The organism is Pseudarthrobacter sp. P1 (genome assembly GCF_050156935.1).
Classification (GTDB): Bacteria; Actinomycetota; Actinomycetes; order Actinomycetales; family Micrococcaceae; genus Specibacter.
The window spans coordinates 3978543-4003721 of the sequence record NZ_CP189584.1 but is presented as its reverse complement, the minus strand read 5'-3'; the positions used below and the strand labels follow the sequence as shown (position 1 = coordinate 4003721).

The following is a 25179-nucleotide window of genomic DNA, read 5'->3' as shown; positions in this document are numbered from 1 at the left end:
TCGTGACTAAACTTGTCCTTGCGCGAATGACCGCGCGCGACTACCACCAGGGGGATCTGCGTTGACCAAGCGCGCTTTGATTACAGGAATTACAGGCCAGGACGGCTCCTACTTGGCAGAGCTGCTGCTCAAGAAGGGTTACGAAGTCCACGGCCTCATCCGCCGGGCCTCTACGTTCAACACCGCACGGATCGATCACCTCTACGTTGACGCCCATGATCCGTCGGCCAAGCTGTTCCTGCACTACGGCGACCTGAGTGACGGCGCACGTCTGGTGACTCTGCTGGCGGAAATCAACCCCGACGAGGTCTACAACCTGGCCGCACAGTCCCACGTCCGGGTGTCCTTCGACGAGCCGGAGCACACGGCCGACACCACCGGCGTGGGCACCGTCCGTCTGCTGGAAGCAGTGCGGATGTCCGGAATCAAGACAAAGTTCTACCAGGCCTCCACCTCCGAAATGTTCGGTGCCACGCCGCCGCCGCAGGGCGAGGACACCCCGTTCTACCCACGCTCCCCCTACGGTGCCGCCAAGGTCTACAGCTACTGGATCACCAAGAACTACCGCGAGGCCTACGGTATGTACGCCGTCAACGGCATCCTGTTCAACCACGAGTCCCCCCGGCGTGGCGAGACCTTCGTGACCCGCAAGATCACCCGTGCCGTGGCCGCCATCAAGGCTGGCAAGCAGAACGAGCTCTACATGGGCAACCTGGATGCCGTCCGTGACTGGGGCTATGCGGCAGAGTACGTCGAAGGCATGTGGCGCATGCTCCAGGCCGACGAGCCCGAGGACTTTGTGCTGGCCACCGGCGTGGGCTACACGGTCAAGGACTTCCTGCAGGTTGCCTTCGACCACGTTGGCCTGAACTGGGAGAACCACGTCAAGTTCGACGAGCGCTACCTGCGGCCCACCGAAGTGGACGCCCTGATCGGCGATCCCTCCAAGGCCCACGCGAAGCTGGGCTGGAAGACCACCGTGGAGACGCCGGAACTGGCCCGCATCATGGTGGACGCCGACATCCAGGCTCTGAAGCACTCCGGCAACCACTGGGTTGACGCCGTTGACCTGGCCAGCTGGAACGCCTAGCCATGGACGTTGACTTCACACCCGGTCCGCTGGACCGCGACGCAACGTTCTACGTGGCCGGCCACCGCGGGCTGGTCGGTTCCGGCATCTGGCGCCGGCTCGAGGAGAACGGCTTCACCAACCTGGTGGGCCGGACCTCCGCCGAGCTGGACCTCAAGGACCGCGACGCCACCTTCGCGTTCTTCGCCGAGGCCAAGCCGCGCTACGTGGTCCTTGCCGCCGCAAAGGTGGGCGGGATCCTGGCCAACAGCACCTTCCCGGTGGACTTCCTCAGCGACAACCTGCGCATCCAGGTCAACGTCCTGGACGCGGCCCGCGAACACGGTGTGGAACGGCTGCTGTTCCTGGGCTCCTCCTGCATCTACCCCAAGCTGGCGGAGCAGCCCATCCGGGAAGACTCCCTGCTGACGGGGCATCTGGAACCGACCAACGATGCCTACGCCATTGCCAAGATTGCCGGCATCCTGCAGATCCAGGCGGTCCGCCGCCAATACGGGCTGCCGTGGATTTCCGCGATGCCCACCAACCTGTACGGCCCCGGAGACAACTTCTCCCCCACCGGCTCGCACGTCCTCCCGGCGCTAATCCGCCGCTATGACGAGGCTGTCAAGAACGGGACGGAATTGGTGACGAATTGGGGCACGGGCGATCCCCGCCGCGAGTTCCTGCACGTCGATGACATGGCCGCTGCCTGCCTGCACCTGATGGAAAACTACGACGGTCCCGACCAGGTCAACGTGGGCACCGGCACCGATGTCACCATCAAGGAACTGGCCGGCATTGTGGCTGACGCCGTCGGCTACACCGGTGAAATGGATTGGGACACGTCCAAGCCGGACGGCACGCCCCAGAAGCTGCTGGACGTCTCCAAGCTGGCGGAAGCCGGCTGGCGGTCCAGCATCAACCTGGAGGACGGCATCCGCAACACCGTCCCGTGGTACCGCACCCACATCGACACCATCCGCGAATAGCGCCTCCATTCGCTTGGAAACATGAAGCCCCGGTTAACGGAAACAATCCGTTAACCGGGGCTTTGTTTTATGACGGCTATTGCAGAGGTATTCGTATTTTGGCACGTATTATGAATTAGTGATTACCACAGAGAACACCACCATTGACCTTTCGGAATCCTTCAAGGCCTATGACGTCCGCGGCATCGTGGGCGAAACCATCACCGCCACCTCGGTCAAGGCGGTGGGTGCCGCCTTCGTGGATGTCCTGGGGCTGTCCGGGGAGCGCGTGCTGGTGGGCGGGGACATGCGCCCCTCCTCCCCGACTTCGCCGCGGCTTTGCCGCCGGCGCCACCGCCCGCGGCGCGGAGGTGGTGCTGCTGGATTTGATCTCCACCGATGAGCTCTACTTCGCCTGCGGCTCGATGGACGCCGCCGGCGTGGTCTTCACCGCCAGCCACAACCCGGCCGAGTACAACGGCATCAAGATGGCCAAGGCCGGTGCCGTGCCGCTGTCCTCCGAGACCGGGCTGGAGGACATCCGGGCCCTGGCCCAGACCTACCTCGACGAGGGTCTCCCCGACACGGAGGCTGCGGGCATCCGCCCCGGGGCGATCGGCGTGCACGACGTGTTGAAGGACTACGCGCAGTACCTGCGCTCCCTGGTGGACCTCTCCGGCTCCCGCCCGCTGAAGATCGTCGTGGACGCCGGCAACGGCATGGCCGGCATGACCACCCCCGCCGTGCTGGGCGGCACGCTGCTCCCGGCCCTGCCGTTGGAGATCGTGCCGCTCTACTTCGAGCTCGACGGTTCCTTCCCGAACCACCCGGCCAACCCGCTGGAACCGGAAAACCTGCGCGACCTCCAGGCCGCCGTCGTCGCCCATGGCGCGGACATCGGCCTGGCGTTCGACGGCGACGCGGACCGCTGCTTTGTCATCGACGAGCTCGGCGCCCCCCTCTCCCCCTCCGCCGTGACGGCCCTGGTGGCCCGGCGCGAGATCGCCCGGGCGAAGGCCGCCGGCGAGGAGACCCCCGTGGTCATCCACAACCTGATCACCTCCCGCGCCGTGCCGGAGCTGGTCACCGCCGATGGCGGCCGCCCGGTCCGCACCCGTGTGGGCCACTCCTTCATCAAGGCCGTCATGGCCGAGGAGGGCGCCGTCTTTGGCGGCGAGCACTCCGCGCACTACTACTTCCGCGACTTCTACAACGCGGACACCGGCATGCTGGCCGCCATGCACGTCCTGGCCGCCCTGGGCGAGCAGGACGGCCCGCTGTCCGGGCTCGGCCGCGAATACGAGCCCTACATCTCCTCCGGCGAGATCAACTCCAAGCTGGCCGATGTCCCCGCCGCCGTGGGCCGCGTCCGCGCGGCCTACGCGCGCGAGGGCGTGAGCGTGGACGAGATGGACGGGCTGACGTTCGCCGCCGACAACGGCGACTGGTGGTTCAACCTGCGCGCCTCCAACACCGAGCCGTTCCTGCGCCTGAACGCCGAGGCCGTGGACGCCCCCACCATGGTGGAGCTCCGCGACGCCGTGCTGGGACTTGTGCGGGTGGCGGGGTAGGGGGTCTCGGCTCCGCTCGACCAGAGGGGCGGGGCGGCCGGAAGCGGCTTTAGCTGCGTCTAACGTAGCTTTCCAATAATTTGGCCGCTGTCTGCTGTCCGCACTGCCCCAAGGAGGGCAGCACCTGGCATGCCCTGGGAAGGCTGCCTTGGCGCAGGAACTGGATCAGCTCGTCTGTCTGCTTTTCCAGACGCACTGCACCCACCATGTGGCTTGACGTGCACACGCTCAGGGCCGCATCCATGGCGTCATCCAGATCTTCCGCCTGCACGGCATCGGACAACCTCTGAAACCGGCCGGCCCACATGTCTACATAGTTGCTGACAAAGCCACGGCACAGCGCGGTTTCGCCGCCGAGTGAGTCCTCCAGGGAATGCAGCTGGGCCAAACTCACCAACGGGGGGCGCCGATGTGTCATGACGTGTTTTCCCTCCGTCCCGTACCGACTTTTAGAGCTCAACTGTAGTTCCGCGTCAGCAACAAACGGCCGGATTCCAGGCGAAATTGACCGTATCCTGCCGGAATCTTGAGGTTCCATAACGATCTTGAGCATTGAGGAATTCTTGCGCCATTCTTCCGCGGATCTTCCAGATTTTGCGCGCCATTTCATGAGAAGCGTGCCGGATAGTTAGACCCATCGGCAGGAAAACCGCCGGGAAAAACTTGAACAAGGGTCTCACAATGAACAAGATGGTCAAAGGCGCAATTGCAACCGGCGTAGGCGTCATCCTCCTGGTAGGCGGCGGCGGAACGCTGGCTACCTGGAACCAGGCACAGAGCGCAACGATGGGTTCGGTGGTTTCGGGTGATCTGAACCTGGTAGCCAGCAACGGCAAGTGGACCAACGCGGCCGGCACCGTCATCGCCGACATTTCCACCTACAAGGTGGTTCCCGGTGATGTCCTGACCTACGCGCAGGATGTGACTGTGACGCTGACGGGTGACCTGATGAAGGCCAAACTGGCTGTCACCAGCGGCGGGGCCGACAGCACTACGGCGCCCTTCGGCAGCTCCGTGGTTGTTGGTGCCACAACGCTGACCAAGCTCACCTCCAGCGGTCCCCAGGTTCTCCCCACGGACGTGCTGGCCCCGGCCGACTCAGGCCTGGTGAAAGCGTCCACCACCTTCACGTTCAAGACGTCCACCACCGGCCGCACCGCGACCAACGCAAGCTACAACCTCGGCGGCATCGGCTACGCGCTGGTGCAGCAGGCACCCGCCACCGCAGACGCGCTGGTGCAGCAGGCACCCGCCACCGCAAACGCTCTGTAGCCGAGGCAGCCGGACCCCAAACGGGAACGGCCGAGCCACCGTTCGAAGACCCCGGTGGTGTGCCGGCCATGGCCGGCGCACCACCACCCCGTGCGGAGATGTCATGCGTAGTTCCCGAATGATGAAGGCGGCCGGCCTGGTCCTGGCCGCAGTCCTCCTTGGGCTCCTGGCCGTTCAGGGCAGCTACGCCCTCTGGAACAATGCGGTCAGTGCCAATGCAGGAACCGTACAGGCAGCGGACTTCCGGGTCAGCCTGACCGACACCCAGACCAACAACACCACCGACATGACGCTCTCTGACGGGGCTGCCGCCGCCATCGCACTCACGACGACGCCAGCCGGCGTCGTCGTCCCCGGACAGGCCGCCTACGCCGGGGTCCAGCTGGGAAACGTCACCAACGCCGGCGGGGACTTCACCATCCGGGCCGCCATCGGCTCCACGCCCGGCAAAACCGATAACGGAAGCGGGCTGGCGGGCTACTTGAGCGTCAAGGCAGCGGCCGCAGCGGCCCTGGACCAGTGTTCCAGTGCCGCCCTGTACACCTCGGCGCTCACCACCGACCTCCCTGCCCTGAATATCGCCAAGGGCGCTACCGGGGTGTTTTGCTTCCAAGTCACCCTCAGCGCGGCCACACCTGCCGGCCTGGCAGGGAGCACCGCCGGTGTCACCATTCCCATCGTCGTCACACAGCAATAGAAAAGAAACGCCATGACCGCCACCACGACAGCCACCATTGCGGCCGAGTCCGCCACCGCGGAGACCGCCCCCACCACGGCACGTCCTTGGCTGCGACTGATGGGCCGCAGCGTGGGGTTCCTGTTGTTCATTGTTGCGGCTCTGGCTGCCTTGGTCCTGGTGGTGGCTCCGCTTGCCACCGGCTCCCAGACCTACACTGTCTTGACCAATTCCATGGCTCCGAAATATGCGCCCGGAACGTTCCTGGTGGTCAAGCCCACGCCTTTTGCCGATCTACGGGTGGGGGACATCATCACGTACCAAATCGAGTCCGGCAAGCCAGCGGTGATCAGCCACCGGATCATCTCGGTGGGAACTACGCAGTCCGGGGAGCAGGTGTTCGCCACCAAGGGTGACAACAACTCCCTGGCCGACGCCGAACCCGTTCACGCACCACAGGTCAGGGGCAAACTGCTTTACGCCGTTCCCTTTGTAGGATTCGTGGCCAACACCGTGGGCCAAACGAACCGTGGCATGATCATCCCCATTGTGGCGGCCGGCTTGATTGGCTTTGGCGCCTTCAGCACCATCCAGGGTGTCCGGGCAAAGAAGGACTCCAAGAAGGAATCCGGACCAACGCCATGAACCCCGTCCGGCCAGGCCGGCGCACAAAGGTCCACCTCCGGCAAACGGCGGCCGTGCTGGCCGGAGGCATCCTGACGGCGGTACTGGCCGGCCTGGCGGCGACGCCTGCCGCTGCCGACGACGGACCGGCCATGCAATTGAGCAGCGACGGCATTCACTTCACCAGCAGCCAGGAACCGGCCGTCTTCCCGGATCTTGCAGGGCTGGTGCCCGGGGAAACCCGGCCCGGGACCGTCTGGGTCCGCAATGCCGGCGCCGATCCGGCGGCTTTCGACCTTGCCGTGAGATCGGGTGCGGGAAGCGCCGTCCTGACCAATTCCCTGGAGCTCCTGGCCGGGTCGCCAGGCCATGCCGCCGTCACTGTGCCACTGGCGGGTCCCGGACAGTGCCGGAATGTTCTTCAGGGCTGGGTGCTGGCTGCAGGCGAGACGCTGCGGATAGACCTTGCCCTCGGATTGGTATTGGCGGCCACCAACGCAACACGGCGTGAATCGGCCGGCGTCGAACTGATCTTCCTTGTGCAGGGGCTGGGCGGCGGTGCGGCCGTCTCCGCTTGCAGCACGCCCAGCGAGCCATCCGGCGTCGGCCACCAGGGAAACCTGGAAATGAGCAGGGCTCTGCAAAGTAATGTGGTGGGCAACGACCAGCGGCCCACTCAGCTGTTGGCCTTCTCCGGTGTCCTGTTCTTGTTCGTAGCGATAGCCAAGCGGAGACGCAATCCATGAAACGCCAGACACCCCCGGTCCGTGTTCCGGAAGTGAACCACAACGCTCGGGGGTGGGTGCAGCGGCTCCGTGTCCTGCCGGGGTTCAAGGCATCCGTGGTGGCGTTTGTGGTGACAGTGATTGTCGGCGGCGGGACTGCTGCCGCCGTGGCCAACTGGCAGCAGAGCGCCACGGCAACCATCGCCATCACGGCCGGCTCCGCACCCACACCGCCGCCGTTGTCCGGAAATGTGGTGGCCGCCCCGGTGCTCGCCGTGCGGCCGGGCGCCATCAACGCAAACAAGATTACGTGCGCGTCGGTGAAGAACCAGGCGTCACTGCATGAAAAGGATTCGGACTTTATCTTCATGTGGCCCGCGGCGGCCAATTCAACGGCTTACACAGTGACGTTGTCCTTTGCGGGCACGGGCTATTCCTACATCTCCAGCCAATCCGTTACGGCTGCCTCCGCGACGTTTACGCTGGTGCGCAACCTTCCGGCTGCCTATGGCCTTTACATCCTCCGCATCCAGCCCACCAACGGCGGCAATACCGGGGACGCTGTTTACAGGAGCTACGCATACGCGCAGAACGACTCCACCAACTGCTACTACGCCTCCCCCGGGCCGTCGCCGCTGGGCACCGCCAGCCCCACCGCGCAGCCCGCAGTGCGGGGCGCCACCACGTCCACCATCGCGGTCAACTGGCCGGCAGCAGCCGGCACCACCAGCTATGTGGTCACCGTGAAGTCCAAGACTTCCAGCTACGGCACGGAATTCACCACCAGCAGCCGCTCAACCACCCTGACGTTCCCGCAGGCGGCCCGCAATGCCTACGGAAATCCGGTCAATCCCGGGGACGTGTCTGCGCCGTACTACGGCGACTACACCTTCCGGATCCAGCCGATGAACGGTTCCATCGCCGGGGACCCCACCTACAAGGTGGTCCGCTACTACTTCTGGAGCGATTCGATGGGTGACTAGGCTTCGGCCGGTTGGGGTACGCAGCCCGGCAGGACAATCCTCATGGTGGTGCCTACATTGCGTTCACTGCGGATGCCAATGGTTCCGCCGTGCTTGGCGACGATTGACCTGGTGATCCGAAGGCCGAGGCCGAGGCCGGGAATGGAACGCTGCAGGGCCGGTTCGGCGCGGAAGAACTTCTTGAACGCCTCTGCCTGCTCGGTGCTGTTCATGCCCATGCCGGTGTCTTCCACCTCGCACAGGAGGTCGCCGCCGTCGGCCCAGGCACGCACGGTGACCGTTCCGCCGTCGGGCGAGTACTTGATGGCGTTCGACACGAGGTTGTCCAGCACCTGGCCGATCCGAACGGGATCCACCACGGCAGGAATGCTTGAAAGCGCTTGGTGCACCAGTTGCACATCATTGATTGCCGCGGCCGGGCTCGCCGATGCCAGGCTGTCCACGATCAGGCCAGCCACGTCGGTCAGCGATCTCTCCACCGTCAGGGAATCCGTGGTGAGCAGATCGGAGACCAGCCCGCTCAACCGTTCGGCGTTGCGCTCGGCCACCTCCAGGTACTTCACCAGAGGCCCGGGAAGAAGCTCCGGTTCATCCAGGGCGAGGCCCAGGTAGCCCTGGATGGACGTCAAGGGGGTGCGGAACTCGTGGGAGACGTTGGCAACAAAATCATCCTTGGCGGCCAGGGCGGCAAGCATGTCCGTGTTGTCATGGAACGCGACGACGGCGCCATCGTAGCTGCCGTCGTCGTCCTTCATGGTGCGCGCCGTGGTTGAAAATGCCCGGGCCTTGTCCCCGGAGCCGATCCAGATCTGGTAATTGGTAAAGGATTCGCCCTTGACAGCGCGGCGGACGGGACGCTCCTCGGCGCCCAGCGGGGTAGCTTTGTCCCTTGCAAAGACCAGCAGGTCCTTCTCCTCTGGATCCGCCAGATGCTCCGGAACGGCCAAACGGTGGACGGCCTGCTGGGTGGAATTTATCAACTGGTCATGTCCGTGGGCGTCCACCACCACCAGGCCCACGGCAACCGTGTCCAGGACGGTGGCAAGAAGCTGTTCGCGGTGGCGGCTGGCATTCAGGGCGGCGCGCAGTTGGTTGTCCTTGGCCATGACCCGCTGGCGCTGGCAGTCCATGCTCAACGTCAAGGTCACCACCGCAACGGCAAACCCGGCCATCATGAAGGGAAAGAGCAGCGGCTTGGCCAAGAGCTCCACACTCAGCGGGGCAGAGGAAACAAAAAGGGGCGTCCACACGATGAGCAGAGTGCCCAGAGCGCTGCTGGCAATTGCCGTCTTGCGGGCCAGGCCGGAGGCCGAGAGCCAAAAGACGGGAAAGAGCATCAGCAATCCGGCCGACGTTGCGTATTGCAGGCTGCCCTGGCGGGTAAAGCCAACAGCCACAAAATCCAGGTACGGAATGACCAGAAAGGTGGGATGCGGGAGCCTGTCCCACGGGACTGCAACGCACAGGACCAGGATGGCGGCATGCATCCACAGGCCCATGGCGAAGATGGGATCAGCAAAAACACTTGGGTAGATGGCCGCGGCATGGGCCACCATCAAGATGACTGTCATGCTGAGCGGCGCTTGGGTGAGAATTACCTTGGCGCGCAAAGAGCGCTCGTAAAAATGACGGCGAATCAGTCTGTCAGCTGCGGTTTCAGTCAAGGAACTTCCATCTTGGGACGCGCGCCGACGGACTGCTTGTGGCGCGGAATTTCATTGAGGCCTATAGGGGCTCCGGACAATGCTCAGGGCCGTAGACAATGATGATGTCATACTGTTCAAATGCGTGCGGTTGTGTGCGTCAATTCCTGCCAATTATGGGCAGCAGGTCTCTTTGTGGTGAGGGTAGTTATGGACAGTTCTCGTGTTGCCGTGGTTATTGAGGACGACCAGGATATTCGTGAACTTATCAAAGTGGTTCTGGACCAGTCCGGTTTTGAGGTCCACACGGTAAGCAACGGAGCGGCGGGGGTCGCGGCCGTGCGTGACCACAGTCCATCGGTGGTCACCCTTGACCTTGGCCTGCCGGACATCGACGGTTTTGAAGTGGCCCGCCGCATCCGGCTCTTCAGTGACTGCTACGTCATCATGCTCACGGCACGGGCCGACGAACTGGACACTCTCCTGGGCCTTGAGACCGGGGCCGACGACTACCTGACCAAGCCCTTCCGCCCCCGCGAACTCCGCGCCCGTGTGGGCGCCATGCTCCGCCGTCCCCGGGTTTCCCCGGGCGACCCTGTGCGTGCCGGCGCGGTTGTCGGTTCCTCTCCGGCTGTTGGCTTAGCTCCGGTTGAGGGTATTGCTCCCGGCGTGGCGAGCGTTCCGGAAGCCGGTCAGCACCAACCCGTGGTCCACTCCGGGCTGTCCCTCAACTGGGCCACCCGCACCGCGGAGCTTGACGGGACGGAAATGGACCTGACCCGCACTGAATTCGACCTGCTGCTGGCCATGATGGAAAGCGGCAAGCTGGTCCGTTCCAAGGCCGATCTTGTGCGCCACCTGCGCGGTGAAGCGTATGACGTGGGCAGCTACATCAACGACTCGGACGAACGAACCATCGAAGTGCACATGGCCAATCTGCGCCGGAAGCTCGGTGACGACCCCCGCTCGCCGCGGTGGATCAAAACGGTTCGCGGCATCGGGTACCAGTTGACCCAATAGGGCATCGGATCTCCACGCGGCCGGAAGGACCTGCGTAGGGGACGAGTAAGTGCGGGGCGGATTAGAGTATGCTGCGCGGCAAGTGCAGTACGCACCACGCTAGGACGTGTCGGAGGGCAGGTCTAGCGTGGTGGGTATGGACGCGAACAATCTTGAACGGGTATGGCACGGAAGCCACCGCTTCACGAAACCCGCGGTGTGGCAGTCCTACCTCGCCGTGGCGATCGTGGGGATCCTCACCAGCTTCATGCTGATGGTGGCGGTCCTCCCCTAATCCGCCGATGCGGGAGTGCTCGCCTGGGCCAGCGCTCCCTCGGCGGCCACCCACGCCAACATGGCACATTTGACCCGGGCGGGGAATCTGGACACCCCGCCCAGCGCGGCGGCGTCGCCGAGCACCTCTTCGTCGGCGGCCAGGGCACCCCGGGAGCGCATCACCTCGCGGAACTGGTCAATGGTGTCGCGCAGTTCCTGCACGGGCATGCCCGTGGCCAGCTCGGCCAGGATGGACGCCGAGGCCATCGAGATGGAACACCCTTCGCCGAGCCAGTGGATCGACTCCACGGTGTTGCCGTCCACGCTCAGGCGCAGGGTGATCTCATCCCCGCAGACCGGATTGAGCTGGTGGACCTGGCCGCAGCCGGGCGTATAGGAGTTCTCCGCCGCGGCCTCCGCGGACAGGTCCGAGCCGCTGCGGAGCTTGGCGTGGTCCAGGATGATCTCCTGGTACATCGCGTCCATGGCGCTGTTGTGTTGCATGGGGCTCACTTTCCTGTTCCGGCGTGGGTTCCGGCGTCGACGCGGAAGTAGGGGCGGATCTGCGCCACCGCCTCCAGCAGGGCATCGACGTCGTCGGTGGTGTTGTAGAGGTAGGTGCTGGCGCGGGTGGAGGCGCTCAGCCCCAGGCGGCGGTGCAGCGGCTGGGCGCAGTGGTGCCCCACCCGCACCGCGATGCCCGCGGCGTCCAGGTACTGCCCGACGTCGTGCGCGTGCACGCCGGCCACGTCAAAGGCGGCCAGCCCCGTGCGCTCCACGCCCGCCTTGGGGCCCAGCACCCGGACACCGTCAATGGCGGCCAACCCGGCCACCAGGCGCTGGCCCAGGCTGGCCTCCCAGGCGTGGATGCGGTCCATCCCCGTCTCGTCGAGATAGTTCACGGCTGCAGCCAACGCCACGGCCTGGGATACGGGCTGGGTGCCGGCCTCGAAGCGGGCCGGGGCGTCCAGGTATTGGGCGCGCTCCATGGTGACGGTGGTGATCATCGATCCGCCGGTCAAAAACGGCGGCATCGCGTTGAGCAGCTCCGAGCGGCCGTAGACGGCGCCGATGCCGGTGGGGGCCAGCATCTTGTGGCCGGAGAAGACAGCAAAGTCCACATCCAGGGCCTTCACATCCAGCGGCAGGTGCGGGGCGCTCTGGCAGGCATCCAGCACCACCAGCGCACCCACCTCGCGGGCCATGGCGACCAGCACCGGCACGGGGTTGATGGCGCCGAGCACGTTGGAGGCATGGGTGAAGGCCAGGACCCTGGTCCGCGGGCCGATCAGGGCGGCGGCTTCCTCCAGCCGGAGGGCGCCGTCGTCGTCGATGGGGATGTATTTCAGCGCCGCCCCCGTGCGCCGGCACAGTTCCTGCCACGGGATCAGGTTGGCGTGGTGCTCCATCTCGGTGACCACCACCTCATCCCCCGGGCCCAGGGCAAAGCGCGCGGCGCCGGCACCAAGGTCGCCGGTGCTGGCGTTGGAGAAGGAGTACGCCAGCAGATTCAGCCCCGAGGTGGCGTTGGAGGTCCAAATGAGCTCGTCGTCGTTGGCCCCGACAAATTTGGCCACCGTGGAACGGGCATCCTCGAAGGCCTCGGTGGCATCGGTGGCCAGCGAGTGGGCACCGCGGTGCACCGCGGCGTTGCGTCGTTCGTAGAATTCCTGCTCGGATTCCATGACGCTGACCGGGTTTTGCGAGGTGGCGCCGGAGTCCAGATAGACCAGGTCGCGCCCGGACATCTGCTGCCCCAGGACCGGAAAATCGTTGCGGATCCGGCGCACCTGGGCGTTGTCCAAGGGTCCGGAATCATGTACGGCGTCCACGTGTGATGCTCCTTAATGTGCCCGCAACATCCACAGGAAATTCGTGGCTGGTTGGGTGCCTACCACCAGTTTAGGCTCGACCGGCTTCCGTTACCCAAACGTGATTAATGTAGGATTGCTTCCAGTAGCACCACCGATGCCGGCATCTTCTGGGGAGAAAACCGTGCGGCAACGGGCCTTCGAGGGCCCGGTGGTGCACCGACATGACGCAACCGAAGCCATCACGGCTGACCGGTTGTCGGCGAGGCAGGTCTCCACTGTTTCCGTGTGCCTTGCATGCCCATGCCCCCAAACAGATTTGCTTATAAACCATGAAACGTCTCAGCACTGTGCTCATCACCGTGTTTGTCCTGGTATTCGGCGGAATGGCCACCATTTCCGCTGCCAACGCTGCCAACCCGTCCCACTCATCCAACGCGTCCAACAACTGCCGCTGGGATTCCCACCGGAAGAATTGCGACAAGCCGACCGCGACGCCCACCCCGGCCCAGCCCTCGGCGACCGCGACCAAGACCACCTCCGCCGCCAAGCCGTCGGCCACGCCCACGGCCGCCGCCAAGCCGTCGACGGCAGCTCCTGCCGCTCCCGCACCGGCACCCGCTGCCCCGGCCCCGGCCGCCAAGCCGGCTCCTGCCCCGGCTCCCCCGGCGTTGGCGTTGGCTCCCGTGCCGGCCCCGGCCGCGGGCAACTACCCGCTGCACACCAACATTGTCAGCACCACCTTCTGGGTGGGCGAGATCTTCAACGCCAGCCTCGCTGACGGTTCGCAGGTCTGCTCCACGTACAGCAGCCAGTGGGCCTTCGCCCACACCGGCATCAACAAGGGCACCGTCCCCTCCACTGCCGACGGTTGCGCCGGCAGCATTGTCGGTGGCTGCGATGGCGTCGCCACCGGCTCCGGCAACAGCTTCAAGTGCACCACCGAGCGCCGCGATGCCTCCAACGGCTACTTCCCCAAGACCGCGCCCAAGCCCTTGGAGAACCCGTTCTATCTGGACCTGCCCTACGATGACCTGAACGACCCGACCGCCTTCGCCACCCGCTGCTCGACCATCCCGTGGGCCAAGGCGGACAACGCCGCCACCGGCAAGGACAACTGCACGAACGGCGCGTACAGCTACATGAAGAACCGTTGGGTCCAGCTGACCGGCCCCAACGGCAAGACCTGCTACGGCCAGATCCAGGACGCGGGGCCCTCCAGCGGCGCGCTCTACCACGATGCCGGCTACGTCTTCGGCAGCAACAACGCCCGCCCGGCGAACAAGCAGTTCTCGGCCGATGCGTCCCAGGGCGCCGGCGCCGACGTCTCCCCGGCACTGAACGGCTGCCTCGGATTTGCCGAGCTGGACGGCAGCAACGACCACGTCTCCTGGCGTTTCGTGGACCGCGCCAATGTTCCGGCCGGTCCGTGGCTGAACGTCGTGACCACCTCCGGCGTGAAGAACTAGCACCGTCAGGAGCTAGGGTGTGTCTCCTAATCAGTGGTTTTGCGGTTTGGCATGATTGATGGGTGCCTTCTCGCTATTCCGTGTTGTCCGATGCCCAGTGGGAGTCCATTGCCCCGTTGATGCCCGATTCGTCGGGGAAACCGGGCCGACCCTTCAACGACCACCGGCTGATGACCGAGGGCATCATCTACCGCTACCGGGCAGGGATCCCATGGCGTGATCTCCCTGCCTATTTCGGGTCGTGGAAGACCGTGTGGAAGCACCACCGCCGCAACGCCGCCAACGGGACCTGGGACAAGGTCCTGGCGGCGTTGCTGACCCGCGCGGACACGGCCGGGCTGATCAACTGGGAGGTCTCGATCGACTCCACGGTCAACCGTGCCCACCAGCACGGCACGAACCTGCCCCGCCACACAGGGGGACCTGTCGAATTACAGGAATCTGCTCGACGAGCCTGAGGACCATGCCATCGGCCGGTCCCGCGGCGGGCTGACCACCAAGATCCACGCCCTGGTGGATGGCAACATGCGTCCCCTGGTCCTGCTGCTGGGGCCGGGCCAGGGCGGGGACTCGCCGATGTTTGAGAACCTCATGGAGGCCCTGAAGGTAGAAAGGCCCGGTCCCGGCCGGGCCCGCACCCGCCCGGACCGGGCCATGGCCGACAAGGCCTATTCCTCCAAAGCAATCCGGGCGTACCTGCGCGGGCGGGGCATCGAGTGCGTTATCCCGGAAAAGGACGACCAGAAGGCCAACCGGAAACGCAAGGGCTCCGCCGGGGGACGCCCCGTCAGATACGACAGGGACGCCTACAAACGGCGCAATGTGGTCGAGCGCAGCTTCAACACCCTCAAGCAATGGCGGTCCCTGGCCACCCGCTACGACAAACTGGCCCTCACCTACCGCTCAGCGGCCGTCCTGCACGCCGTCGTCATCTGGAGCGCCGCATTGGGAGACACGCCCTAGCACCACTGGGGATTTGATCCCTTAACACCCTGCGGGGCGGAACCGGCAACGGTTCCGCCCCGCAGGCTTTTAAGCCAGCTTCACACTGTGCTGCGCTGGACCCGTCTGGTGGGGCTGGTCCAGGCGCCGGAAGACGTGGCGGAGAACGCCGCCGGCAGGGCCCGCAGGCAAATGGCCGCGTCCACAATCCGCATGAACGGGAACAGCGGCGCCATCAGCAGCAGGGACGGTTTGCGCAGCGAGAACACCGCCAGAAGCGTGAGCAGCAGATCCGGCAGGAAGACCCCGATCAGCACATCCTGCGGCCGCAGGAACCCGGCGACGATGGCCAGCCCCGTGTTGTGGTCGCCGGCCGCGACGGCCGCCGCGGCCACCAGTGAGAGCAGGAACGCCGGGATGAGCAGCACGAAGAACAGCGAGCTGGCCACCAGCTCAACAATGTAGATGCCCAGCACCAGCCAGAACCTAGACAACTGTCCCTTGTGCCGGCGCACCGTCTGCCAGAAACCCAGCTGCCAGCGCCGCACCTGCCTGATGTAGTCGGCAAAGGTGTCCGGATCCTGGGTGTAGGCGACGGCGGCGCCCGGGTGGAAGGCGATCCGCCCCAACTTCTGCGCATGGACCTCAAAGGTCATGTTGAAATCCTCGATCACCAGCCCCAAGGCCAGGATGTTGATCTTCTCCAGCGCCGTGGTCCGGTACATGCTGGCGAAGCCCGGCACGATGGAGACGACGTTGGCACCGCGCGCGGCCTGCCCGTACTTGAGCAGCAGCTGGACCACGATGTAGAGCCGTTCGCGGTAGTTGACCAGGAACCGGCCCAGCCAGGTGGGCGCGGGCGGATCCATGATGGATTTGGCCCGGCCGGCCACGGCCACGACGCTGGGGTCGTCAAAGAGCGGCAGCCCCGTGGTCAGGTAGTCGGGCGTCGGCCGTGTGTCGGCGTCGAGCACCATCACCACCTTGAACCGGCGGCAGAGCTCAAAATACTCGATGCCCGCCGCCAGCGCCCCGGCCTTGCCCTTGTTGCGTTCCAGTTCGAGGACGCGCACACCGGCCGCCCGGGCGATGGACGCCGTCTCGTCCGTGGATTTGTCGTCGATGACGTGGATGTTGTGCAGCGGCACCAGCACCGCCACGGTGCGGATGGTCTCGGTGATGACCATGGCCTCGTTGTGGGCGGCAATCAGCACCGCCACGGACCACGGCTTGATCCGCATGCCGCGGGACCGGTGGCGGGCCATTTCCTCCGGCGTCAGGAAGGGCTTTTCCGCCAGCGGAACATCCAGGTAGTCGCCCACGGAGCGGAACGGGTTCAGGGTGCCGGCATGGTGCACCTTGAACTGCCGCACCGCGGCAACGGCCCGCACGCATTGCTCGGTGGCCAGCCGCATCAGGCCGGCCACCGTCCAGAACACGGTGCTTAATCCCAGCACCAGCACGATATAGAAGAGGATCATGGCTTCGGGGCTCCTACGGTGTCATACATCGCGTAGTCATCGGTCTTCAGGGTGCCCGTGGCGAAGAGGTTGAGCCCGAAGCTGATGGCCGTGGCTCCTGCCGGCAGGGCAGGGGTGGTGAAGACGGCCTGCGTGTACGTTGCCGTGGCCGCAAGCCACGGGCTGGACGTCCAGTACACCCAGGCACCTGCCGCGTTGCGGTAGTAGAGGGCAAATTGTGTTGATGTGGTGGAGGTGTACCAGACCCGCAGCGAATAGGTGTGGCCCGCTATCGCCGGTGGGGCGCAGGCACCGGTGTCCATGGTGGGCAGCAGCTTCGCGTCACCGGAGGTGTAGGCGCTCACCACCAGCTGCTCGGCCTTGGTGCCCGTGTGCGAGGACGCCACGGTGGAGTAGGCGGCGGTGTTGGTGCCGAACCCGGCGGTCTGGAAGCACTGCGGTGTGGCGCCGCCGGCCGTTTCAAGGCTGGCGTTCTTCACCAGGTTGGTTCCCGGTGCCGGCGGCGGAGGTGGAGGCAGCGTGGCGACGTCGAACATCTCATAGTCATCCGTCGTGAGGGTGCCGTTGGCGAACAGGTTCAGGCCGAAGCTGATCCCCGAGGCCCCGGCGGGCAGCGCCGGGGTGGTCCAGGTGGCCTTGGTGTACGAGCTGGACGCACCAAACCAGGGGCTTGAGGTCCAATAGGTCCACGATCCCAGGCCGGTCCTGTAGTACAGCACGAACTGGGTGGATACATTCGAGGTGTACCAGGCGCCGAGCTGGTAGGTGTGCCCCGGGGTGGCCGTGGGCGAACAGCCGCCCAGGTCAAGGGCCGGCAGCCATTTGGCATCGCCGTTCTGGTAGCCGGTCATCACCAGTTTTTCCGCGCTGGTCCCGGTGTGCCCGGGCGTGACCCGGGTGAAGGCGTAGGTGTTGGTTCCGTAGGCTCCGGCCTGCCAGCATTGCGGCACGCCCCCCACCAACGTCTCAAGGCCGGGGTTGCGGACCAGGTTGCCCGTCCCCTGCGGCGGCACCGGCGGACCATTCACCAGGGCCTTGGCGGTTCCGCCGATCACCTGGTTGACGGTCTTGACCGAGGTGGTGGTGGGCCGTGCCTTGAGCCACTTGGCAAATTGGCTGAACAGGGTGGGGGTGATGTTCAGCGGGTCGGCACTGGTGGCGGCAATGTGGTGGAAGGTGAGTTCAATCCATCCGCCGGCGGGCTCTGCCTTGGTCACCACGCTTTGCAGGTCCGCCAGCGTCCAGGTGTTGTCCACCTCGTCGGGGGCCTGGATCATGTAGGGGTTGGCCGGCGGGATGGTCTCGGCGAGTGCGCAGCCCTGGCAGCCGAAGCGGGTCTGGATGTCGCCCAGGCCGCGGGCGCTGTTGTAGCCGCAGTTCTTCGCGATGGTCTGCACGGCGGCGTTTTCCGCGGCGAAGGGGTAGGCAAAGCTGGTGGTGGTGAAGCCCCACTTGGACAGATTGACGCGGTCGTTGCAGATCTGCCGGGTGGCCTCATCGGCGGGCAGCGTGGTGAGGTCGGGGTGGGTGACCGTGTGGCCGCCAATTTCATGCCCGGCACTCTTCATCGTGTTGAGGTTGGCCACCGTCAGGTAGCCGGGGTTGTTGACGAACCCGGAGGTGATGTAGAACGTGCCCTTGAGCCCGAGCTGGGTCAGGGTGTTGGCGGCGGCCAGCTGGTCGGCATTGCCGTCGTCGAAACTCAAGGAGACGACCGTCGGTGGAAGTGCCGCCTGGGCCGGTGGCGCCGCCACGACGGCGGTCCCGGCCGCGAGCGCGAAGACGACCAACGCCGTCGCCCCCGCCCGCAATAGTTGCAGGACCCGGGTGCGCCCCGGCTCGCTTTCGGGTGTGGTCTTCATAGTTTCAGCTCGGTTCGTCGTTAGGGGTGTGCGGGATTCCGTAGGCTCCTAGTGCGGTGCCGTGGTGGCAGATGCCGTGGTGGCGGCATCGGTCATGAAGTAGTCGTCTGTGGTCAAAGTGCCGTTGTCGAACAAGTTCAGGCCAAAGCTGAGGGCGACCGCGTCGGCCGGCACGGGCGGCGTGCGCCAGCGGGCCTGGCTGAAGGTGTCCGCCGGGGCCAGCCACGGGCTGGCCGTCCAGTAGGTCCAGCTGCCGTCGGCCCGGCGGAAGTAGAGCTCGAATTGGGTGGATTCAGTGGCGGTGTACCAGGCGCTGAGGTCATAACTGTGGCCGGGCAGCACCGTCGGTGCGCAGGCGCCCAGGTCGAGGGCGGGCAGCACCTTGGCATCGCCGTTCTTGTAGCCGGCCATCTCAAGCCGGGCGGCCGTGCCGCCATTGTGCCCGGGAACGATGGTGAAGGTGGGCGAATTGGCACCGTAGGGCGACATCCGCCAGCATTGCGGCAGTCCCCATTGGCCGGGTGTTTCCAGCCCGGGGTTGGCCAGCGCGTTCTCCCCCGGGGCTGCCGGCGCGGGGACGGGCCCCGCCACCACGGGCTGGGCCACCCCGCCCACCACCTCGTGGACGGTGCGGACAAAGGTGGCGCCCCCCGTGGTCAAATCGGCCAGCCAGGCGCAGAAGGCGTCAAAGACCGCCGGCGTCACGGAGCGTGAGCCCCCGGCGTCGTCCACCGCGTGGAACACCAATTGCAGCCAGCCGCCCGCCACCTCGGCGTTGGACACGGAGGCCTTCAGATCCGCCAGGGACCAGGCGGCACCGACCTCGGAGGTGGCACGGGTGTTGAACAGGTCCGCCGGGCGCGCCGCCTCGGCCGGCGCACAGCCGGAGCAGTCCACGGCGGTGGCCACAGTGCCCATTCCCCGGGCACTGTTGTAGCCGCAGCCGGCCACGATGGCCTCGGTTTCCGCGGTAATGGTGGGGAACGAGTAGGAGAAGGAGGTGGCCTTGAACCCCCAGGCGGCCAGATTGACCCTGTCGTTGCAGACTTGCCGCACGGCTTCGTCCGGCGGCATCGAGGCCAGATCGGCCAGCGACAGCGTGTGGCCGCCGATCTCGTGACCGTCCGTGGCCAGCTGCTGGATGTCGGGGCGGGTCATGTAGCCCGGCTGCCCGACGAATCCGCTGTTGAGAAAGAACGTGCCGTGCAGGGCGTATTTGTCCAGGATGGCGGCGGCGGCCAGCTGGTCGTTGCTGCCCTCGTCAAAGGTCAGGCTCACACTGGTCAGCGGCGTCCCCGGGGGCGGGGTGCGGGTGGCGCGGGCGACGGCGGTGGGCCCGGCGTCGGGCGCTTCGGCCAGGGCCGTGGATCCCATCGGCGGCATCAGGGCCGCGCCGGCGGCCACCAGGGCCATGGCGGAAAACCATCCGGCCGCCGCGCGCCGGGTGCGCAGCAGCTGGGTCCGGTGCGGACCGGCGTGGAAGAGGTCGGCCAGCCGTGCGCGGGGCGCACGTCCGGTTCGGTCCTGGCTATTGTTCATGCCGACCCTCCCGCCGCACGTACAAGGGACCGGTGACGACTGGGGGAAAGCCTTGGTCTCAAAGGCTTATTCGTCACCGGTCCCCGCTTGTGCGCCACGGGCCTAACGGCCCGGGCAAGCTCAAATACAGCACCTCCAGATGCCCACGAACACTGAATATCCACTACGAGACCCGTTTTCTCCCCCGGCAGCTTGCCACCGACTGATAACCACAGCGTAGGGAGCCGGTCCGCACCCCACACGAGTATGCCCTACCCGTCTTTTCGGCCGCGGGCCCGGAGGCGGGCGCTGCACCACTTGCCACTACTTGGTCCGCTACTCGCAAACTCCGCAGCGCCCACTCGGCGCACCCGTGGGCATAGAATGCCCACACATGGACCGTCCCGACGGCGCACGGCACGAGAGTGCAGGGGGTGATTGGCATCAGCGCAGACAGCCAGTCCCCCGGTGCGCCGCTGGGCCGGCGCCAGCTGCGCCTCCAGCACCAACGCTTTGGGCCGCTGCCCGGGCCGGATCTGCAGGAGCGGCGGCACAAGCGGCGGATCCGCGGCGCCATCGCCGCGGTGCTCGTGCTGGCACTTGCGGCCCTGTCCGTCTGGATCATCCAGCGGGACGCCGCCATCAAGGCCGGCGCATGGTTTGCCGGCTACGTGGACGTGACGGTGCTGCCGGCCTACGCCTTTGACGAGCCGGTGGACGACGCCCACAAGAACGTGGTGCTGGCCTTCGTCGTGGCCGATGCCGGCGATCCCTGCACACCGCGCTGGGGGCTGGACTACAGCCTGGACGATGCGCAGGCCCAGCTGGGCCTCCAGAGCCGCATCCAGACCCTCCGCGGGCACGGCGGAGACGCCGCGGTGTCCTTCGGTGGATCCGTGAACACCGAGCTGGCCAATGCCTGCACCGATCCGGACCGGCTGCTGGCGGCCTACCGCGAGGTGGTCCAGCGCTATGCGCTGAGCGTGGTGGATTTCGACATCGAGGCGGCCAATTTGGTTGATCTGGGCGCCAGTTTCCGCCGGGCGGCAGTGGTGGCCGCCCTGCAGCGCGAACGGGCCGCTGCGGGCCACCCGCTGGGCGTCTGGCTGACGCTGCCCGTCTCACCGCGGGGGCTCACGGACGAGGGCACCACCGCCGTCTCAGCGATGATCGAGGCCGGTGTGGAGCTGTCCGGCGTGAACCTGATGACCATGAACTACGGAGCCAGCCGGAGCCCCAGCCAGACCATGGCGCAGGCCTCCGAATCGGCGGCCACCGCCGCCCAGTCCCAGCTGAGCATCATCTACCAGCGCCTCGGCAAGAGCCTGGACTCCCCGGCGGTCTGGGCCAAGATCGGGCTCACGCCGATGGTCGGGGCCAACGATGTGCCCGGCGATCTCTTCGGCCTGGACGCGGCCGCCGCCCTGCATGCCTTTGCGCTGGCCCGCGGCACGGCCCGCGTCTCCATGTGGTCGCTGAACCGGGACGGTCCCTGCACGGGAGCCCCAGCCAGCGGCAGCGGCGGCGCCAGCCATGTCTGCTCCGGCGCCCCGGACCCGGCCGGCGCCTTCAGCAGCGTGCTCGGCGGCGCCCTCAGGGGCAGCATGCGGTAGGTGGGCCTGCCTCGGCGTCCACTCCGTGGCTCACTCCTGGATCACTGCGTGGCTCACTGCCGGACGGGGCTGGTCGTCACGATTTTCAGCCAGGGACCGTCCGGCACATCGGCCCGGTCCACAAATTGCCAGTCGACCTTGTCGTCCTGCCCGTTCAGCTCCTTGAAGCCGAGGCAGCCGTTCAGGGCCGGCGAGACATCCATGCCGGCACCGTTGAAGTTCTTGTTCGCCGGGCGCGCATCGTCGGAGCCGAACACATAGGCCGCGTCGTGGTACTGGCCCGGCCCGGCGTCCTCGATCTGGCCGTAGCAGACGGCCGATCCCAGCCGTATCCGCACCCACCTGTTCTTCATGTAGCTGACGCTGCGCTCCGTGGCCTGCCGGGCGTAGGCCGCCTCGTTGGCCCAGGGCACCACCGTGGCCCGCTGGGCAAAGGCCTTGGGATCGTTGATGTCATCGAACGGCAGATCCAGGTAGAAGGGGTTTTCCTTCGGGGTCATGGACGAGGGCATGAAGCCGTTGGCCGCCGTGCGCTTCTCCGTCTCGCAGGCGGGTGACAATACGCCGTCGCAGCCACCGTAGCTGCTCTCCCATTGCCCGTCGTAGGTGGAATACACCTGGGAGCCGTCCGAGGCCTTGGCGTCGAAGACCTCCCCCACCCAGAAGGTGGTGGAGACGATGCCGGTGTGCCACGGATACTTTCCGGCGGCCGTGGTGAGCGACGGTGTCGGCGCGGGCCCCGGCCCGCAGGCGGCGAGCGCCAGCACCGCCACAACGGATGCCGCCGCACCCTGCACCCAGGGCCGGCGGCCTTTTTCTCCGCTGGACACGCCAGTCCTACCCGGCGGCCACGGCGGCCGCACGGGGCTGTGACGCCCGCCCTCCGGCGCCGAGCCGGAACTCGGCCGCCACATTGAGAATGATCTCATCCAGTGTGGTCTTGGGCTCGAACCCCACCAGCGCCCGCGAGCGGGAGTTGTCGGGCACCCGGCGGCGCATGTCCTCATAGCCCTCAGCATAGGCCTCCTCGTAGGGCACCAGCGTGATCGTGCTGGGGCTTTCCAACAGCTCGACGATCCGCTGGGCCAACGTCATGATGGAGATCTCGTGGCTGCCGCCAAGGTTGTAGGCGTTGCCGTAGGCCGCAGGTTCCGCGGAGATGCGGGTGATGGCCGGGACGATGTCCCCGACATAGGAGAAGCAGCGCGTCTGCAGGCCGTCGCCGTAGACCGTCACCGGTTCCCCGGACAGGGCCTGGCGGATCAGCCGGGGCACCACCATGCCGTACCGGCCGCGCTGCCGCGGCCCCACGGTGTTGAAGAGCCGCACGATCGCCACGTGCAGGCCAAACTCGCGCCAGTACGAATGGGCAAAGGCCTCGTCGATGCCCTTGGCCGCGGCGTAGGTCCAGCGGGACTTCAGGGCGGACCCGAGGATCCTGTCCGATTCCTCGTTCAGGCTGTCGGAGGCGTTCTTGCCGTAGACCTCGCTGGTGGAGGCCAGCAGCAGGCTGGCCCCGGCGTCGAGCACGGCGTCCAGCACCACCTCCGTGCCGTGGATGTTGGTGCGCAGGCTCTCAAGCGGGTGCTCCACAATGAGGTTCACGCCCACCGCGGCGGCCAAGTGGAAGACCCGGTCCGCGCCGCGCACCAGCGAGTCCACGGCGCGCCTGTCCAGAATGTTCCCCTCCGTGAAGGTGAAGCGGGGATTCTTGAGCACGGGCGCCAGATTTTCGATTCGGCCGGTGGAGAGGTTGTCCAGAACCGCTACGTCGTCCCCAGCCGCCAGCAAATGCTCAACCAGGTGGCTGCCGATGAAGCCGGCCCCTCCGGTGATTGCACTTTTCATGGTTGTCTCCTTCTCGCACCCCGGCTGGCTACAGCCGGATCAGGTTGGCTGCGTTGGGCAGCCTGTAGGTGGTGTCGAGCACCACTGGCACGTCGTCAAGCCAGCTCAGGTCGACGCCGGTGTGCCGGGTGTGCACGATGACCAGATCCGGCTTCCAGGCGGCCGGGTCCTCCAGCGAGGACAACTGTCCACCGCTTCCGTCCGGTGCCGTGGGGCACCAGTGGTCGTAGTACGCCACCTGGGCGTCCTCGGACCGCAACGCCTCGATGATCTCCAGGGCCGGCGATTCGCGCAGGTCCTCGACATCGGGCTTGTAGGCCACTCCCACAATCAGCACCCGCGCGGCGCTGATGCCGTGGTCACGGTCCGAGAGGATCCGGCGGGCCCGCTCCACCACCTGGTGCGGCCGGGCGGCGATGCCGGCCATGGCGCTTTCGATGACGGGCGTGGCCAGCCGGGCCTTGCGCAGCTGCCAGAGCAGGTAGTGCGGATCGCAGGGAATGCAGTGTCCGCCCACGCCGGGGCCGGGGATGAACGGCATGAAGCCGTACGGCTTGGTTGCCGCGGCATTGATGACATCCATGACCTCGATGTGCATCGCCTGGCAGATGTCCGCGAACTCGTTGGCCAGGGCGATGTTGACGGCACGGAAGGTGTTCTCCACCAGTTTGGTCATCTCCGCCGCATCGGCGCTGGGCACCACGTGGACCAGCTTGGTGCTGGCCTGCAGCAGTTCCGCGGCGGCCCGGCCGCAGGCCTCCGTCACGCCTCCCACCACCCGCGGCACGTCCTCATGGGAGTACTCATCCACGCCGGGGTTGATCCGCTCGGGCGAGAACGCCACGAACACATTCTTGCCGGGCACCAGGCCGCGGGCCGCCAGCGGCAGCGCCAGCATGTCGCGGGTGCTGCCCACGTAGGTGGTCGAGGTCAGCATGAGCAGCTGCCCCGGCACGGCGAACTCAACCACCGAGGCGCACGCCGCGCGCAGGATGCCCAGGTCGGGCACCAGGTACGGGTCCACCGGGGTGGGGACGCAGACGATCACCGCGGCGGCCTTGGCCAGCAGGGACAGGTCCGTGCTGATCACGAAGTTGGGGTCCTCCAGGGCAGCGCCCAGGCGGGCCCTGTCCGACCCCAGCAGGTCCGCCTGCTGCGAGCGGATGGTGGCCAACCGGCCTTCCGAGACGTCCAATCCGACCACCTTGCGGCCGGAGGCGTTGATGGCCAGGGCCGTGGGCAGGCCGACATAGCCCAATCCCACAATGGCCACGTCAAAACTGAAACCCGAGCCGTGCGCTGTTCGCGTCGTCTGGGAAATGCCGTCCTCTTCAGCCCACCCCATGGGTTCAATGCCGGCGTGCACGGGCGGGCTTGCCATCAACCCCGCCTTGCGGGCCTTGATCCTAGTATTCGGTGCCATGAGCGTCTCTCCTCCCTTAATAACGATGCTTCGACGCAGACAAGGAGCCGGCGGCGCCGCTGTGGAACCTCGGTCTCAGAAGGTCCATAAAGCGTGGCCGCCGGCTCGTTTGAGGGGGTGCGCGCCATTGGCGCGAACCCAACCGCCTGGTGGCGGCCCTTATATTGAATGAGCTTTGAGCCAGCTCGTACATGCATCAAAAGAGACCCAACTTCAACCCCTGCCGGCCGATTTCAACCAACAACCTCAGCGTAAGGATGGCCCGCTGCAATGACGCGAGTGGCTTCTACCCGTCTTTGTCCGGGGATTCCACGCAGATAGAGTGCGGTACGCGCTCCTGGACCACGCACTACTCGCATGGATACTTGGAAGCGCCGGCATCAGCCCGCGGACAGCCGTGTGG

The 25179-nt window shown here is 66.2% G+C and carries 23 protein-coding genes and 1 pseudogene; 13 read left to right on the top strand and 11 right to left on the bottom strand.

Going from position 1 to position 25179, the window contains the following annotated elements; genetic code table 11:
- Positions 1-61 precede the first annotated feature (61 nt).
- From gmd to ACQCSX_RS18760, 3 genes and pseudogenes are all read left to right on the top strand, one after another.
- Positions 62-1090 (top strand): GDP-mannose 4,6-dehydratase, encoded by a 1029-nt coding sequence (gmd, locus tag ACQCSX_RS18770; protein WP_427016742.1) that lies wholly within the window; start codon positions 62-64, stop codon positions 1088-1090.
- 2 nt (positions 1091-1092) lie between these two features.
- Positions 1093-2061: a GDP-L-fucose synthase family protein gene (locus ACQCSX_RS18765; protein WP_427016741.1), complete on the top strand. Its 969-nt coding sequence runs from the start codon at positions 1093-1095 to the stop codon at positions 2059-2061.
- A gap of 121 nt (positions 2062-2182) precedes the next feature.
- Positions 2183-3611, top strand: a pseudogene (locus tag ACQCSX_RS18760) (phosphomannomutase/phosphoglucomutase).
- Between the two features lie 49 nt (positions 3612-3660).
- On the opposite strand, the gene ACQCSX_RS18755 reads toward ACQCSX_RS18760, so the two are convergent.
- Both ACQCSX_RS18755 and ACQCSX_RS18750 read right to left on the bottom strand, forming a co-directional pair.
- Positions 3661-3999 (bottom strand): hypothetical protein, encoded by a 339-nt coding sequence (locus ACQCSX_RS18755; protein WP_427016740.1) that lies wholly within the window; start codon positions 3997-3999, stop codon positions 3661-3663.
- Between the two features lie 85 nt (positions 4000-4084).
- Positions 4085-4309 carry a hypothetical protein gene (locus ACQCSX_RS18750; protein ID WP_427016739.1) on the bottom strand — a complete coding sequence of 75 codons (225 nt, stop codon included), beginning with the start codon at positions 4307-4309 and terminating at the stop codon, positions 4085-4087.
- Here ACQCSX_RS18750 and ACQCSX_RS18745 point away from each other — a divergent pair.
- From ACQCSX_RS18745 to ACQCSX_RS18725, 5 genes are all read left to right on the top strand, one after another.
- Entirely contained in the window at positions 4302-4883 is a 582-nt protein-coding gene (locus ACQCSX_RS18745; protein WP_427016738.1) for an alternate-type signal peptide domain-containing protein, read from the top strand. The two genes, ACQCSX_RS18750 and ACQCSX_RS18745, sit on opposite strands and share 8 nt — an antisense overlap.
- Before the next feature lie 103 nt (positions 4884-4986).
- Complete coding sequence (locus ACQCSX_RS18740) at positions 4987-5580, top strand: hypothetical protein (protein ID WP_427016737.1); 594 nt, start codon at positions 4987-4989, stop codon at positions 5578-5580.
- 12 nt (positions 5581-5592) lie between these two features.
- Positions 5593-6204: a signal peptidase I gene (locus ACQCSX_RS18735; RefSeq protein WP_427016736.1), complete on the top strand. Its 612-nt coding sequence runs from the start codon at positions 5593-5595 to the stop codon at positions 6202-6204.
- Positions 6201-6929, top strand: a complete 729-nt coding sequence (locus tag ACQCSX_RS18730) for a hypothetical protein (RefSeq protein WP_427016735.1) — start codon at positions 6201-6203, stop codon at positions 6927-6929. The genes ACQCSX_RS18735 and ACQCSX_RS18730 overlap by 4 nt, the downstream gene beginning before the upstream one ends.
- Before the next feature lie 56 nt (positions 6930-6985).
- Entirely contained in the window at positions 6986-7891 is a 906-nt protein-coding gene (locus ACQCSX_RS18725) for a hypothetical protein (protein WP_427016734.1), read from the top strand.
- Here ACQCSX_RS18725 and ACQCSX_RS18720 read toward each other — a convergent pair.
- Complete coding sequence (locus ACQCSX_RS18720; protein ID WP_427016733.1) at positions 7888-9462, bottom strand: sensor histidine kinase; 1575 nt, start codon at positions 9460-9462, stop codon at positions 7888-7890. The two genes, ACQCSX_RS18725 and ACQCSX_RS18720, sit on opposite strands and share 4 nt — an antisense overlap.
- Positions 9463-9744: 282 nt before the next feature.
- Between ACQCSX_RS18720 and ACQCSX_RS18715 the strand changes: the two genes are divergently transcribed.
- Complete coding sequence (locus ACQCSX_RS18715) at positions 9745-10554, top strand: response regulator transcription factor (RefSeq protein ID WP_427016732.1); 810 nt, start codon at positions 9745-9747, stop codon at positions 10552-10554.
- A 136-nt stretch (positions 10555-10690) separates the two neighbouring features.
- On the top strand, positions 10691-10828 hold the full coding sequence (locus ACQCSX_RS18710; protein ID WP_427016731.1) for a hypothetical protein: 138 nt from the start codon (positions 10691-10693) through the stop codon (positions 10826-10828).
- Here the strand turns inward: ACQCSX_RS18710 and sufU are convergent.
- Together sufU and ACQCSX_RS18700 are read right to left on the bottom strand one after the other, a co-directional pair.
- A complete protein-coding gene (gene sufU, locus ACQCSX_RS18705) occupies positions 10825-11313 on the bottom strand; it encodes a Fe-S cluster assembly sulfur transfer protein SufU (RefSeq protein ID WP_427016730.1) in 489 nt (162 codons plus the stop codon). The two genes, ACQCSX_RS18710 and sufU, sit on opposite strands and share 4 nt — an antisense overlap.
- Positions 11314-11318: 5 nt before the next feature.
- Positions 11319-12641, bottom strand: a complete 1323-nt coding sequence (locus tag ACQCSX_RS18700) for an aminotransferase class V-fold PLP-dependent enzyme (RefSeq protein ID WP_427016729.1) — start codon at positions 12639-12641, stop codon at positions 11319-11321.
- 311 nt (positions 12642-12952) lie between these two features.
- Here ACQCSX_RS18700 and ACQCSX_RS18695 point away from each other — a divergent pair, with 311 nt between their 5' ends.
- Complete coding sequence (locus tag ACQCSX_RS18695; protein ID WP_427016728.1) at positions 12953-14089, top strand: hypothetical protein; 1137 nt, start codon at positions 12953-12955, stop codon at positions 14087-14089.
- A 119-nt stretch (positions 14090-14208) separates the two neighbouring features.
- A protein-coding gene (locus tag ACQCSX_RS18690; RefSeq protein ID WP_427018933.1) for an IS5 family transposase occupies positions 14209-15052 on the top strand; the annotation gives its coding sequence in 2 pieces (ribosomal slippage) (positions 14209-14514 and positions 14516-15052; 843 coding nt in all).
- Positions 15053-15132: 80 nt separating this feature from the next.
- Here ACQCSX_RS18690 and ACQCSX_RS18685 read toward each other — a convergent pair.
- The 3 genes from ACQCSX_RS18685 to ACQCSX_RS18675 are packed head-to-tail and all read right to left on the bottom strand — an operon-like array spanning position 15133 to position 19913.
- On the bottom strand, positions 15133-16512 hold the full coding sequence (locus ACQCSX_RS18685) for a glycosyltransferase family 2 protein (protein WP_427016727.1): 1380 nt from the start codon (positions 16510-16512) through the stop codon (positions 15133-15135).
- Entirely contained in the window at positions 16509-18374 is a 1866-nt protein-coding gene (locus ACQCSX_RS18680; RefSeq protein ID WP_427016726.1) for a polysaccharide deacetylase family protein, read from the bottom strand. Before ACQCSX_RS18680 ends, ACQCSX_RS18685 begins: the two co-directional genes overlap by 4 nt.
- A 48-nt stretch (positions 18375-18422) precedes the next feature.
- Entirely contained in the window at positions 18423-19913 is a 1491-nt protein-coding gene (locus tag ACQCSX_RS18675; RefSeq protein ID WP_427016725.1) for a polysaccharide deacetylase family protein, read from the bottom strand.
- 413 nt (positions 19914-20326) lie between these two features.
- On the opposite strand from ACQCSX_RS18675, the gene ACQCSX_RS18670 reads away from it, so the two are divergent.
- Positions 20327-21505 (top strand): chitinase, encoded by a 1179-nt coding sequence (locus tag ACQCSX_RS18670; protein WP_427016724.1) that lies wholly within the window; start codon positions 20327-20329, stop codon positions 21503-21505.
- A 53-nt stretch (positions 21506-21558) separates the two neighbouring features.
- On the opposite strand, the gene ACQCSX_RS18665 is transcribed toward ACQCSX_RS18670, so the two are convergent.
- From ACQCSX_RS18665 to ACQCSX_RS18655, 3 genes are read right to left on the bottom strand one after another with little or no spacing between them, the layout of a single operon-like run.
- Positions 21559-22335 carry a hypothetical protein gene (locus ACQCSX_RS18665; protein WP_427016723.1) on the bottom strand — a complete coding sequence of 259 codons (777 nt, stop codon included), beginning with the start codon at positions 22333-22335 and terminating at the stop codon, positions 21559-21561.
- Positions 22336-22342: 7 nt separating this feature from the next.
- Positions 22343-23353 (bottom strand): dTDP-glucose 4,6-dehydratase, encoded by a 1011-nt coding sequence (locus tag ACQCSX_RS18660; RefSeq protein WP_427016722.1) that lies wholly within the window; start codon positions 23351-23353, stop codon positions 22343-22345.
- A 28-nt stretch (positions 23354-23381) separates the two neighbouring features.
- On the bottom strand, positions 23382-24776 hold the full coding sequence (locus ACQCSX_RS18655) for a nucleotide sugar dehydrogenase (RefSeq protein WP_427016721.1): 1395 nt from the start codon (positions 24774-24776) through the stop codon (positions 23382-23384).
- Between the last annotated feature and the right edge of the window lie 403 nt (positions 24777-25179).